This is a genomic window from Kitasatospora sp. NPDC050543 (genome assembly GCF_044457565.1).
GTDB lineage: Bacteria > Actinomycetota > Actinomycetes > Streptomycetales > Streptomycetaceae > Kitasatospora.
Map to the genome: position 1 here is coordinate 169,787 of NZ_JBITGZ010000004.1, position 13,668 is coordinate 183,454.

The 13,668-nt window shown below is 74.9% G+C and carries 7 protein-coding genes; all 7 read right to left on the reverse strand.

Annotated features, from left to right (window positions below; translation table 11 throughout):
• Positions 1-77: 77 nt before the first annotated feature.
• The 7 genes from ACIBH3_RS06745 to ACIBH3_RS06775 all read right to left on the reverse strand — a co-directional run bounded on the left by ACIBH3_RS06745 (position 78) and on the right by ACIBH3_RS06775 (position 13,546).
• The gene (locus ACIBH3_RS06745; protein WP_396310816.1) at positions 78-3,416 is read right to left on the reverse strand and encodes a right-handed parallel beta-helix repeat-containing protein; all 3,339 of its coding nucleotides are present in this window, start codon (positions 3,414-3,416) and stop codon (positions 78-80) included.
• Entirely contained in the window at positions 3,413-4,498 is a 1,086-nt protein-coding gene (locus tag ACIBH3_RS06750) for a hypothetical protein (protein WP_396310817.1), read from the reverse strand. Before ACIBH3_RS06750 ends, ACIBH3_RS06745 begins: the two co-directional genes overlap by 4 nt.
• Entirely contained in the window at positions 4,495-5,868 is a 1,374-nt protein-coding gene (eccB, locus tag ACIBH3_RS06755) for a type VII secretion protein EccB (protein ID WP_396310818.1), read from the reverse strand. Before eccB ends, ACIBH3_RS06750 begins: the two co-directional genes overlap by 4 nt.
• A gap of 14 nt (positions 5,869-5,882) precedes the next feature.
• Positions 5,883-7,340 (reverse strand): type VII secretion integral membrane protein EccD, encoded by a 1,458-nt coding sequence (eccD, locus tag ACIBH3_RS06760; protein ID WP_396310819.1) that lies wholly within the window; start codon positions 7,338-7,340, stop codon positions 5,883-5,885.
• Positions 7,337-11,344: a type VII secretion protein EccCa gene (eccCa, locus tag ACIBH3_RS06765; RefSeq protein WP_396310820.1), complete on the reverse strand. Its 4,008-nt coding sequence runs from the start codon at positions 11,342-11,344 to the stop codon at positions 7,337-7,339. The genes eccD and eccCa overlap by 4 nt, the downstream gene beginning before the upstream one ends.
• Before the next feature lie 559 nt (positions 11,345-11,903).
• Entirely contained in the window at positions 11,904-12,476 is a 573-nt protein-coding gene (locus tag ACIBH3_RS06770) for an exonuclease domain-containing protein (RefSeq protein WP_396310821.1), read from the reverse strand.
• 158 nt (positions 12,477-12,634) lie between these two features.
• Positions 12,635-13,546, reverse strand: a complete 912-nt coding sequence (locus tag ACIBH3_RS06775; protein ID WP_396310822.1) for a polysaccharide deacetylase family protein — start codon at positions 13,544-13,546, stop codon at positions 12,635-12,637.
• Between the last annotated feature and the right edge of the window lie 122 nt (positions 13,547-13,668).

Sequence of the window (13,668 nt, forward strand, 5' to 3'; positions counted from 1 at the left end):
GGTTCAGGGGCGGTGCCGCCGAGCGGCGTGCTCGGGTGGCCGACCGGGTCGCCGACCGGGTGGGCCCCGGGCGGGCCTCACGAGTGCACCAGCGGAGCCGCCGGGGCAGGAGCCGCCGCCGGATCGGGCGGCAGGTCCTCGATGTCCACGGTCCGCGACCGGGCCGAGCGGGCGACGGAGCGCGCCAACCGGTGGATCTCGTACGCGCCGCCCGGCGGTGGACGCTCGGTGTAGCGGAGCGTCAGCACGTCGGCCGCCTCATCGTCCAACTGGAATCCCAGTGAGTGAAGACGGCGACGGACCAGTTCGGTGGCCTGCTCGCCGGTGTAGTCGGCCAGCTGGACGTACTCGGCGAACGCCGAAGCCAGAGCGGGGCGTTCGCCGAGCAGCTCGATCAACTGCGGCGAACTGCCGGTCAGCGCCAGCGCGGTGTCGTGCAGGTTCTCCCGCAGGGCGACGGCCAGGTCGGTCAGCGCGTCCAGGACGGCGGCGCGCTCGGCGGGTGCCCGCCGTTCGAACGCCGGGTCCAGGTCGACCAGCAGGAGCCCGCCCGCGGCCTCGCCCCGGGCCGCGTCCAGCGGGTACCAGGGCTGCTCGGCCCAGCGGGCCGGCACCGCGGAGAGCACGACGTGATGCGTCGCGCCGGTGCTCAGCAGGCCGAGTTCGGCCAGGCAGCGCCCGTAGAGCCGGGCCAGTGTCCGGCGTCCGCTGCCGGGCGGGCCCTGCAGCACGACGTTCGCCAGGCCGCCGGTCCGCTCGCCGGAGCGCCGGAGCTGGGCGAGGTTCGCCAGGCGCAGTCGCAGGGTCTGCCGGGCGCCGTCGAGTCCGGTCAGCGCGGCCAGGGCACGCTGCGCGGGGGTGTCGCCCGGCAGGGGCTCCGCGAGTTCGGCCACCGCCGCGCCCGCCTGATCGGACGCCTGGTCGCCCACGTGATCGGCCGCCCGGTCGCTGGCCTGGCGGTCGTCCCCCGGCTCGCTCGCCGGAGCGGTCGCCGGATCGGTCGCCCGGTCGCTTGTCCCAGCGCCGCTCTGCGCGCCGCTCCGAACGCCCGCCTGGTCGCCCGGCAGGCTGAGCACGTCGGCACCGGTCAGGCGGCTCAGTTCGGCGTCGTCCCGGGGAGGCCGGGTGGCGAGCCGGGACGCCTGCCGACTGATCATCTCCTCGAAGATCTGCCGGGCGACCCGGCCGTTGCCGAAGGTGTCCCCCTTCGGCACCTCCTCGAAGTAGCGGTTCAGCGCCGCCAGCGCGCCCTCGTCCAGCTCGTAGTAGTGCTTGGCGCACAGGCCGCGGACGATGGTGACGAGCTCGGCCGGGCTGTAGTTTGGGAACTCCACCGAGCGGGCGAACCGGGAGGCCATGCCGGGGTTGGAGGCCAGGAACTGGTCCATCTGGGCGGAGTAGCCGGCCACGATGACGACGATCTCGTCACGGTGGTCCTCCATCAGCTTCATCAGCGTCTCGACCGCCTCCTGACCGAAGTCCGGTCCGGTGCCCCGGGACTGATTGGTCAGGGTGTACGCCTCGTCGATGAACAGCACGCCGCCGAGGCCCTTGTTGAACACCTCGGTGGTCTTGATGGCGGTGCCGCCGATGATCTGCGCGACCAGGTCGGCGCGGGCGACCTCGACGATGTGGCCCTTGCTGAGGATGCCCAACTCGGCCAGGACCGCGCCGTACAGCCGGGCCACCGTGGTCTTGCCCGTTCCCGGCGGGCCGGCGAAGACCAGGTGGCGGCTCATCGGCGGCATCGGCAGGCCCATCTCCTGACGCCGCTGGGTCATCTTGTTGAGGTTGATCAGCCCGGTGACCTCGCGCTTGACGCTCTCCAGCCCGACCAGGGACTCCAGTTCGGCCAGCGGGCCCGGGCTCGCCTGCCGCTTCGCCTCGCCGTTGTGCGCCGGCTCGCCCCCTCGGCCGGGGGAGACGTCGCCGGGGTGCGAGGTCCGGTCGCCGCCGCCGCCGGAGCCGGAGGGCGTACCGGAACCGCTCCCGTTGTCGTGGATCTGGCAGTCGTTGACCAGGACCTGCTGGTCGATGCCGCCGTGCACGCCCTCGCCGGCGTTGTCGAAGACGGTGCAGTTGTCCAACTGCGCGCGGGAGGAGGCGTCCACGCTGAGGCCGTGACCGCGGGCCCCGGTGATCCGGCAGCCGACCGCCGTCACCGAGCCACCGCCGGCCACCCGGATGCCGTCGGCGTCCGCGTCGCTGAACTCGCTCTCGAAGGCGGTGAGTTCGGCCTTGGAGTCGATCACGGTCCGGCAGCCCTGGAGCACCGAGCCGGTCAGCTCGGCACGGGAGGCGCCGCCCAACGAGAGGCCCAGGCCGCCGGCGGAGCGCACCCGGACGCCGGACAGCCGCGCCCGGGAGCCCTCGTCGAGTGCGATGCCCGGACCGCCGAGCAGCGCGAAGTCGGCGTCGTGGACGGTCAGCTGTCCCTGGCCGGTGACCCGGGCGGCCGCGGCGGCGGCGCGGACGGTCAGCGCGACGCACTCCGCCTCGCTGCCCTCCTCGACCAGCAGACCCACCGGGACGGCACCGATCCGGCAGCGTTCCAGCCGCGCGCGGGAGCCGCCGGTGATCCGCAGCGCGCCGGTGGCGGCGGAGTCGATCACGCAGTCGCTCAGCAGCGGGGCGGCGCCGTCGCCGATGTGGACCGACTGGCCGCCCGCGCCGCTGAACGAGCACTCCGCCAGCACGATCGCGGCGGGGCTGGTCAGGTAGGCGTCCAGGCCGGCGCTCGCGGTGACGGTGACGTCGCGCAGGTCGGCGCTGCCGTTCTGCTCCACGGCCAGCGCCGGCTTGCCGCTGCCGTGGACCCGGCTGGCCTCGACCACGGCTGTACCGTGCCCGTTGACGCAGATTCCGTTGCCGCGCGGCCGGTCCAGGGTGCAGTCGCGCACGGTGAGGCGCCCGTGGTCGGCGATCACCACGGCGGACGAGCCGACCTCGGTGATCTCGCACCGCTCGACCACGTTGCCGCCGCCGGAGGTCACCACGATCCCGGCGCCCCCGGTGTTGGCCACCCCGCAGTCGCGCAGCGCCAGGACGCCGTCCTGCCAGGCCAGTACGGCGGCCCAGGCGTCGCCGGAGATCCGGCAGTCGTCCAGCGCGGCCTGGCCCCGCCGTACCTCCAGCACCGGTGCCTGCCGGTCGGCGCCGGTCAGCAGCAGACCCGACAACTGCGCGGCCTCCGCGTCGAGGGTCACCGTGCTGCCGGCGTCCGCGTGGACGTGGACGGTACCGTCGGCGCCGCCCTCGGCGGCCAGCGTCACCGGCCTGGTGATGGTCAGGGACTCGTCGTAGCGGCCGGCCGCGATGGTGATCAGCGCGCCTTCGGCGGCGTCGGCCAGCGCCGCGGTGATGGACCGGTGGGCGCCCGGGCGATCCGCGGAGACCAGCAGGACCTGTCGGCTCACGGGGCCACTCCCTCGGCGCTCGCGACCGTGCCGGCGGCGGTGCGGGTACGCGGCCTGGACGCGCTGACGATCAGCCCGGGCGCGGTGCCCAGCAGCGGGATGGTCGGCGCCGCCGCGGACGGCGGGGCCGAGGCCGCTGCGGCCTGGGCCCAGGCCAGGACCTGGACGGCCTGTTCGAGACCGTCCAGGGCGATCTCGTCTAGCGCCGGGCGCCGGGCGCCGGCTCCGCCGTGACCGCCGTCGCCGGCGCCCTGCGCCAGCTCCGAGACCAGCAGCTCGCGCAGCAGCACCGGACCGTCGTCGTCGGAGCCGGCGCGCAGGACCTTGAACGTGGTGCCGGGGGCGAAGACCACCCGATCGGGCGCGGTGGGGTCGAGCAGATCGGTCCGCCGGGCCGTCACCGACCAGATCAGGAAGTCGGTGCCGTCCTCCGTCCCGGCGTGCGCGGCGGCCTGTGCGGTACAGAACGCCCACTCGGTGGTCGTGCGCCCCTTCCGGTACCAGGCGTGCTCGGCGTGGCTGACCCGCGACCGCAGCAGCGCGGCCCCACGGTAGGAGGGCAGCCGGCGCAGGCCGGCGGCCACACAGCGGGCCAGGGGTACGTGGGGCCCGACGGTGGCTCCCCGGACGGCGGCGTCCACCGCGGCACTGTCGCCCTCCAGGTAGAGGCAGACCGCGACCAGGTCGGTCAGGGTGTCGCCCTCCGACGCGCGTGAGTCGCCGCGCAGGCCCGGTGCCTGCGACAGCACCCGGGAGACGGTGCCGGCCGCCGCGTGGTAGCGCGCGCCGAACGTGCGGCGGACCCACTCGCGCTCCTGCGCGATCCCGCGCTGCGGTGGCACCGCGCAGGCCGCCAGGGCCGGTACGGGCTGCACCCGTACACCGGGTGCGGTGGCCTCGATGGCCTCCGCGGGGCCGGGCAGGGGGACGGTGTCCGGAGCCGGCCCGGACGGCGCCGCGGCGGGCTCGTGGCCTCCGGGCGCGCCGGACTCCAGCCGGATGAGGGGCACGTCCGGCGAGCGCGGCGGCCGGGCCGGCGCCGGGGCGGCCGCGGGTGCGGCGGGGGCGGATTCGGGGATCATCGGCCGGCCTCCTTCAGGGTGTCGGCGGCCGCGCGGGCGTCCAGCGTGGGGCCGTGCGTGAGGCCGCCGAGGATGCTCTCCGGCAGGGCCGTCCTGGGCCCGCCGACCAGGCCGAGGGCTGCCACGGCGTTGCTGTCGCCGAGCGGGTAGGCGATGCCCTGATCGGTGATCAGGAAGGTCTGCGCGGTGGTGTCCGGCTTGGCGAGCTGGTCCAGGTTGACGGCCAGGACACCGGTGGTCGGCGGGATGAGCAGGTTCCGGCCGCCGGTGGCGGCCGGGCCGCGCTCGATGACCGGCTGGCTGGTCAGCTTGGTCCCCTCGGCCTGCTGGCGCAGGCAGACCGCCTGCCCGGCCGAGGCCGCGGACGGCGCGTCGAGCACGTCGGGCACGGCGGTGAGCAGGGACTGGTCGGGGGAGAGCTGGGCGGTGGCGATGTCGGTCGGGCTGACGCGCAGGACAGCCGGGGCGCCGGAGCGGGCGGCCAGCAGGGCCGCCTCGGTGGCGCTGGTCGGGGCGATGCCGGTGTTGGTCATCACGTAGTGGTGCTTGGCGGCGGCCGCGTTCCCGCTCGCGCGGTCGGCGGCCGGGGCCGTCTCGAACTGCTGCCCGACGGTGACCTGGTGCCCGGCGACCTGCCCGGCCGCCCGGCCGCTGTCGGCGATCGTGGCGGCGGCCAGCGGGTTGCCGGAGGGCAGCGCGGCGAGCCAGTTCGGCAGGGCCGGCAGCGCCTGGCCGCCGTCCAGGCCGAGCGCGATCAGTGCGGCGTTGTCGGGGACGGGGTACTTGACGCCGCGCCACAGCACGAACTTCTGCCCGTCGGGCCCGGCCAGCAGGACCCGCCGGTCCACGGGGATCACCCCGGTCTGCCCGGCCGGGTTGAGGTCGAGCAGCTGGCCGCCGGGCAGGTCCGGGCGCAGGCACCAGGTCCACGGCCCCGGCAGCAGCGCGGTGGGCGCCGGCAGCGAGTCGGGAGCCCCGGTGATGCCGATCGGGCCACCGTGCGGCGTGCTGCCGAGGTCCTTCGCGGAGACCTGGCGCACGGTGGCGCCCTGACCGGCCAGCAGCAGCGCCGAGGCGTAGTTGCGTACGGGCCGGAGCGTGCCGCCCAGGAACAGGTAGCGGTTGCCGGTCTGCTGCTCCACCACGATGGAACCGGGCTTGCGCCAGCCGGTGTCCTCGCCGGGCGAGATCAGCCCGTAGGCCGCGGATCCGCCGCAGAGCAGCAGCACGACGCCGGCGCCGAGGAAGGTGCCGAGCGAGGCCCGCTTGGTCGGACTCTCACCCCGGCCGGGATCACCGCTGACCAGGGCGGTGGCCAGCCGGCCCACGGCGAACCGGTGGGCCTGGACGTGGTCGCGTCGAGTCTGCATCGTCAGCCGCCCGCTCAGCCGGCCAGCGCACGGATGGCGGCGTACACGTGCAGCAGCTGGAGCAGCAGCGGCAGCACGGCGATCGCGGCGACCAGCTCCAGCACGTCCCCGGTGTGACCCCAGATCGGCAGCAGTCGCCCGCTCAGCCTGGGGGCCCACACCATCAGCAGGACGGTGGCGGTGAGCAGCGCCGCCAGCACCGCCACCCGGTCCCCGGTGCCGCCCGCGCCGGCCCGTACCAGCAGTACGGCCAGGCCCAGGACACCCGCGACCACCATCGGCCCGCGCTGGAGGACGCCGGTCAGCGCCCGCGAGCGCAGCAGGACGGCCGTGCTGAACACCAGCGGCAGCACCCAGCCGATCCAGCCGCTCTCGTGCGCGAGGGCGAGGAACGCCGCCGCGTACACCACGGCGGAGGCCAGGACCAGGGTGTTGAGGTAGGTGTTGGCCGCGGTCACCCTGCGCTCGACCCGTTCCTGCGGCTCGGGGGTGATGTCCTGCTGCAGTTCCTCGGCGTTGTGCGGCAGCAGGGGGGCGCGTACGCCGGCCAGCCGCAGCGCCAGCCGCGGCCCGACGTGGCCCAGCACGAACAGCGCCACGGCGACGGTGGCGGCCGCCTGGCCGATGCTCCAGTGGAGGGTGTGCACCAGGCCCGCGCCGGCCGCGCCGGCGAGCGCGGTCAGCAGCGCGGTGCCGGGCACGATCGACGGCAGCGGGCGCAGTGTCAGCAGCACGCCCGCGACCACGGCCACGCCCCCGGCGGCGACCAGCACCGCGGTCGGTCCGGAGGAGAAGCCGCCGTGCGGCCCGGCCCTGAGCGCCAGTCCCTCCAGCGCGCCGTGGGTCAGCGCGCCCAGCGCGGCGATCAGGACGGCGCCGCGGTCACCGTCCGCGCGCGAGGCCACCACGCAGGCGGTCATCAGCAGGACGGCGGTGATCACCCCGGCGCACTTGGCGGAGAACGGACCGGGGTCGGCGCTCAGCAGCGAGGCGCTCAGCGCGGCCAGTACCAGGACGGCCAGTGCCAGCCCGAGCCGGCGGCTGGTCGAGGGCTGCCAGCGGTCCGGCCGGCCGCTGATGACGTGCGCGACGCCGTCGGCGAGGTCGTCGAAGTGCAGGGCGGGCAGCGCCGCGTCGGCGGGCCGCAGATGGAGCTCGTCGCCGTGCCGCAGCCCCAGGCTCTCGGGGGTGCCGTCCGGGTCCAGCGGCTCCTCGCCGAGCCGCTGCAACACCTGTGGCGTGCCGCGCTCCTGCGGCGACTGCGGGAGGTGGCGCAGCAGGGCCGGCAGCAGCGCGCGGACGGGGGTGGCGAACGGTACCGAGACGTCGCAGCGGCCGGCCGGGTGGACGATCGTGAGCCGGCAGATCTCGGTGTCCGGTGACACCGCGGGCGCGGCGCTCGACATGGTGCTCCTCTGCGGCAGGGCGGGGGTGGGGGCGGCGGACGGGGCGTGGGTGGGCGCGGTGCTCATGCGGGAGGCACCAACCCGGTCTGGACGAGCCGTACGGAACGGCGGGTGACGACCTGGGCACGGCCGGCGGGCAGCGTGCGCGGCTTGGCCTCACCGAGGAACTTGCCCTCCTCCTTGGGGTAGGAGAAGAGCAGCGCCGGGTTGCCGAGCTCCCACAGGCGGCGCAGCATCGGGTCCATCAGCGCCCGCATCGCCCCCGAGGTGCTGCGGGCGACCACGAGGTGCATGCCGATGTGCTGTCCCTGGGCCAGTAGCGGGACCAGCGGGGCCATCGGGGAGGGCGAGCCGGCGGCGCCGGAGACCAGGTCGTAGTCGTCGACGACGACGAACAGCCGCGGGCCCTGCCACCAGTCCCGCCGGGCGAGCTGCTCGGGGCTGATGTCCGGCCCCGGTACCCGCTTGCCGACCGAGACGGCCGCGTTGGCGGCGAGTTCGGCGAGCGCGTCGCGCTCGACGGCGTAGCCGACCCGGTACGCCTCGGGCACCGAGCCGAGCAGGCCGCGACCGGGGTCGGCGATCATGATCCGGGCCTGGTCGGGGGTGTAGCGCGAGGTGATGGCACTGATCACCAGGCGCAGCGCGTTGGTCTTGCCGCTCTCGGAGTCGCCCATGACCATCAGGTGCGGCGTGGCGGCGAAGTCGTGCCAGGAGGGTTCCAGGCGCTGTTCGTCCCAGCCCAGGCAGACCCGCAGGTCACCGGTGGCCGGCGGGAGCTGGTCGACCGGCAGCCGGGTGGGCAGCAGTCGCACGCCCGGGGCGGCCTGCCCGGTCCAGAAGGCGTCGATCTCCGCGACGGCCGCCTTGGTGGCCGTGGTCAGGTCGTCGGTGGCGGCGGAGCCGTCCAGCCGCGGCAGCGCGGACAGGAAGTGCAGCCCGGAGCCGGTCAGACCGCGTCCCGGCTGGTGCGGCACGGTGGCAGCGATCCGCGAGCCGACCTCGGACTCGGTGGCGTCGCCCAGGCGCAGCTCCAGCTTGGTGCCGAGCAGGTCCCGCACCCGCGGCCGGATCTCCGACCAGCGCACCGCGGAGGCGATCAGGTGCAGCCCGAACGACAGCCCGCGGGCGGCGAGTTCGAGGACGCGCGGTTCCAGGTCCTCGTAGTCCTGGCGCAGTGTGGACCAGCCGTCCACGACGAGGAAGACGTCGCCGTACGGGTCGTCGATCCCGCCGCTCGCACGCAGCGCCCGGTAGGCCGCCATCGACTCCAGGCCGCGGGAGGTGAACTCCTGCTCGCGCCGCTCCAGGAGCTGGTCCAGCTCCGCGATGGTGCGCAGCACCCGGTCGCGCTCCAGCCGGGTCGCCACCGAGCCGACGTGCGGCAGGCCCGCGGTGGACACCAGGCCGCCGCCGCCGAAGTCCAGGCAGTAGAACTGGACTTCGCGCGGGGTGTGGGTCAGTGCCAGCGAGAGGATCAAGGTGCGCAGGGTGGCCGACTTGCCGGTCTGCGGGGCACCCACCAGGCCGACGTGGCCGTCGGCGCCGGACAGGTCGGCCACCAGCAGTTCCCGCAGCTGCTCGAACGGGCGGTCCACCAGTCCCAGCGGCACCCGCAGTGAGCCGAGCGCCGGATGGTCCGCCGGGCTCATCCCACGGACCGGGTCGGGCACGATCCCCGGCAGCAGCTGGTCCAGGCTGGGGGAGGAGGTGAGCGGCGGCAGCCAGACCTGCCGGGCCGGCGGCCCGCTCTGCGTCAGCCGGTCGACCAGCACCTCCAGCAGGCTCGCGGTGTTCGGGTCTCCCGCCGCGCCCGGCTCGACGCCGGTCGCCGCGGCGGCCGGCTCCTGCCGGTGGGTGGGGAGCAGTGACTGCTCGGCCAGGGCCTGTGCCGCGAGTTCCGAACGCAGCGGTCCCTGCCGGGCGAGCCCGAAGGGGGTCAGCTCCGCCGGTGCGGCGGCCGGCAGCGCCGACCCGTCGAGCGCACCGACCGGCTCCGGGGCCGCCCCCGAGACGTAGGCCGCCTTGAAGCGCACCAGATTGGTGGTGTCGATCTTGAGGAACCCGTTGCCGGGCGCCGAGGGGAGCTCGTAGGCGTGCGAGACGCCGATGACGCTGCGAGACTCCATCGCGGAGAAGGTCCGCAGGGCGATGCGGTACGACAGGTGGCCCTCCACCTTGTGGATCCGGCTCTCGTCCAGGCGCTGCGAGGCGAGCAGCAGGTGCACGCCCAGACTGCGTCCGAGGCGGCCGATCGACACGAAGAGGTCGACGAACTCCGGCTTGCTGGCGAGAAGTTCGGAGAACTCGTCGACGATGATCAGCAGCGAGGGCAGTGGCGCCAGGTCGGCGCCGGCCCCGCGCGCCTTCTCGTACTCGAACAACGAGGAGTGGCCGGACTCGCGCAGCAGCTCCTGACGGCGGATCAGCTCGCCGTTGATGGCGTCCCGCATCCGGTCGACGAGGTGGATCTCGTCGGCCAGGTTGGTGATGACGGCGGAGGTGTGCGGCAGCCGGTCCATGTTCAGGAAGGTGGCGCCGCCCTTGAAGTCCACCAGGACCAGGTTGAGCACCTCGGAGGAGTGCGTGGCGACCAGACCCATCACCAGCGTGCGCAGCAACTCGCTCTTGCCCGAGCCGGTCGCGCCGATCAGCAGGCCGTGCGGGCCCATGCCGCCCTGGGCCGACTCCTTGAGGTCCAGCTCCACCACCTCGCCGTTCTCGGTCACCCCCAGCGGCACGCGCAGCCGGGCCGCCTGCGGCTGCCTGGCCCGCCACGTCGCCGCGACGTCGAAGCCCCGGGGATCGCGGACGCCCAGCAGGGTGACCAGATCGAGGTCCGACTCCAGCGAGCGCTCGGACAGGTCCACGCTCCCGCCGGTGCGCAGCGGCGCCAGGGCCCGCGCCAGGCTCTCGGCACCCGCGGCGCCGAGCGCGTCGGCCTTCGCCGACACCGTGTCGTCGCCGGAGGGGAACTCCACCTGACCCTCGCGCGCGGTCAGCCGCAGCACCTTCGGGCCGCCGGTCATCGCCCCGGTCGCGTCGAGCAGCACCACGTTGCGCAGACCGCCGCCCAGCAGCCGGGAGGACGGGGGGATCCGCACGCCCTGGGCGACGACCACCACGAACGGTTCACCCACGCTTGGCGAGGCCGCCGGATCGTGCTCGGGACGGTCGCGGACCTCCTGGCCCAGCAGGTCCATCAGCGCGTCGACGTTCTCGGCGGCCAGGCGCACCGGCCCCGCCGCGTCCTGCTCGTCCGGGTGCGCGTTGTGCGGCAGCCACTTCAGCCAGTCCCACTCCGCCCGGGCGGACGCGCCGCCGAGCAGCGCCACGCGCAGCTCGTCCGGCGCGTGGAGGACGGCCAGCTGCCCGACCATCGACCGCATCAGGTCCAGTACGGAGCCGGCCTCACCGGCGAACTCGACACTGGTGAAGCGCTTCAGCGCCACCGGGACCGGCAGGTGCGGGACCGTCTGGTGCGCCTTGGTGAAGCGCCGCAGCGACACCGCCGCCAGCGGCTCCAGGTCCTCCACCGGCTTTGTCTGCGGCGGCAGGAACTCCAGCGCCGCCCGGCGGGTGCCCAGGCCGATCCGGATCCTGGCGAAGTCCTCGTGGCTCGGTCGGCGCTCCCACAGCCGCTCGCCGTGGGCGAGTGCCCACAGATCCCGCGGGTCCGGGTTGTCCCACAGCAGGGCCGCCCGCTGCTCGTCCGCGGCCTCCCGCGCCTGGCCGCGCTTCTGCGTCAGGTAGCGCAGGTAGTCCCGGCGTTCGGCCCGCAGCCGGCGCCGCCGCTCGCCCCCGGCCCGGCCGATCTGCGTCAGCGTCATGCTGACCATCGCGAGGCCCATCATCCCGGACATGAGGTAGGTGCCCTGGCCGGAGCCCTGCATCGAGAACATCAGCACCATGGCCCCTGTACCGAGACCCATCGGCAGGTACACCAGGGCCGAGCCGAAGTCCGCGGTGGCCGGCTCGCCCAGCACCGGTGGCTCGGCCAGCTCGACCTGCCCCTCGGGCAGCCGGGGGCCCTCGGCGCGTGGCGAGCGCTTGACGAGGACGGTACTCACGAGCGTCCTCCTCGGTGCTTGGGCATGCCGTACTCCAGCGACTACAGGGACATCGGTTCGACGGGCCGACCGGGCTGCACGGGAACGGCACTGCAACATCAGTCGAAGATGACACGGTGACGACCGGCCAGGAGGTTCAAACCGGTCGATCCGGATTCGCGTACAGGGCCGCACCGGCCGCGCCGCTTCGAAGGGGTCGCCGCAGATCAGAGGTGGTGTGCGGGGGTGCGAACCGGTTCGGCGGTGGCGGCGGGCCCGGGCGGCGCTGCTCGCTCCTGGCCCGCACGGCGCGTCCGGCGGGGGCGCCGGCGCGCAGGCCTGCGGTGTCATGGCTACGCGGTGCCGGAGATGCGCGGCGCCGGGGATGCCCGCCCGGAGCGAACCCGGTGGGTCGGGCGGGGCCCAGGCCCCGGGGCGCGGAGCGGGACGTCGCCGGTCCGTCCGTGGTGTGCCGCGCCTGACACCGGCGGGCTGCCGGGCGGATGAGCAACGGCTCGAATCCGCACCGATCCGAAGGACGGTCAGGCGGCTGCCGCGATGGTGCGGCCCGGGGATCTCCTCAGGAGGCCGGCTCGTACGGCCAGGCGCTGTCGGCCGCCAGGCCGAGGATCAGCGCGGCGATGTTCCAGGCGTCGTCCTCGCCGCGGTGGTGACGCCCCTCCAGCGGCAGCCCGGCGATGCGCAGGGCCTGGGCCATGCCGGGGCGCTTGCGCAGCCGGTGGGCCTCGGTGAAGGCCGCCTTGGCGTTGGTGTGCCGGCGGCCGAAGGGGTAGGCGGTGCCGGTGGCCCGGCACTGCCGGGTGAACTGGTGCCGGTCGTAGTCACCCCAGCTGGCCCACGGTCGTACGCCGGCCCGGTGCTCGGCCGCCAGCACCCGGCAGGCCTCGGCGAAGTCCAGACCGGTGTCGACCTCGGCCTGGGTCAGGCCGGTCAGCTCGGTGCAGAACGCGCTGACCGCCGACCGTGCAGGCCGGACCAGAATGCTGTGCCGCCCGACCCGTTCCCCCGTTCCGAGGTCGACGACGGCCAGCCCGATCTCGATGATCTCGCTGACGGCCCCGGGCGGCGGCTCGCCGTCCCAGCAGGTCGCCTCGACATCGATGACGTTCAGCAGTCCCTCGGAGCTCTTCACGCCGCCGAGCGTACGAGGACGGGGACCCCGAGGTCACCTCGATTTCCCCCTCCCCTCCCCTCCCCACCGCGGCCGGGCGTACCGTCACCGGCGGGTGGGCGTGCTGGGCGGAGGCCCCACCCTCCGTCCTCGGACGAGTTCGCCGCCCACGTCGTGCATCATGCGCCGGAGCACCCCGAGGCGGGCTCGTCGAGGAGGGCGCGCAGGTCGGTGATGCGGTAGCCGCGGGCGTGGATGGCCTCGACGATGCGGGGGAGCGCCTGGGCGTCGAGGTTGGGGCCGGGGTCGGCGCCGGTGCCGAGGTGCATCTGCAGGATCATCCCGGGTCGGAGGGCGTCCACCGCGCGTTGGACGGCCTTGTCGACGGTCATGCCGCCGTCGAGGCCGAGGTAGCCCTTGGTGTCCTGGGTGAACTCGATGTCGGCGTAACCCAGGGCGTTGACCTCGGCGATGGCATCGGGGGTGGTGTCGCTGAACGGGAACCGGTAGAAGGGCAGCGGCACGGCGCCGGCTGCCCGGCGGATCGCCCGGTCGGTGTCCAGGACCTGTGCCCGCAGGTCATCTGGGGTGAGGTCGGCCAGCTCGGGGTGGTCGTACGAGTGGTTGGCGACGCCGTGCTCCGCCGCGATGGCCCTGACGGCGGCGGGGTGGCCGTCGGCGAACTCCCCCGTGAGGAAGAACGTGGCGGGCGCGTGCTGCCGGCGCAGCTCCGCCAGGACCACCGCGAGCCCGTCCTCGTTCCAGGCCGCGTTGAACGTCAGCGCCACCAGCGGCTCCTCGGTCGGGATCCGCCTGATCTCGCCTCCGAAGAGCCGGTTCACCGGCTCGCAGTCCGGGTCCGCGTCGTCGGGTGCGGCCCGGAGGCCGGCCGCCGCGCCGGGGCAGGCCGGCCGGCGGTCGGTGGGGACGGCAGGGGCGGTGGTCGGCTGCGCGACGTTGCACCGCGTCACGGGCAGCGGCGGGCCCGACGCCCGGATGTCCCACCGCTGGGCCGGGGCTGCCGCTGCGCCCGGACCCAGCGTCAGGAGCAGCGCCGCCGCCACTCCGGCGATACCTCCTCGCACACCCACGATGGGCTCCTCCGCCGCCTGTCGCACTGTCGTACGGAGAGGCTGCGCAGCCCCGGCGCCGCGCCCCCGGGCACCCGGGCGGCAAGCCGGTGGCGCCCGGAATCCACCCGTTCCCCGGCCGC

Bases quoted from the DNA above. Each gene is read 5' to 3' on its own strand.
- ACIBH3_RS06750 (WP_396310817.1), bottom strand. From the start codon at position 4,498: ATGATCCCCGAATCCGCCCCCGCCGCACCCGCGGCCGCCCCGGCGCCG.
- eccB (WP_396310818.1), bottom strand. From the start codon at position 5,868: ATGCAGACTCGACGCGACCACGTCCAGGCCCACCGGTTCGCCGTGGGC.
- eccD (WP_396310819.1), bottom strand. From the start codon at position 7,340: ATGAGCACCGCGCCCACCCACGCCCCGTCCGCCGCCCCCACCCCCGCC.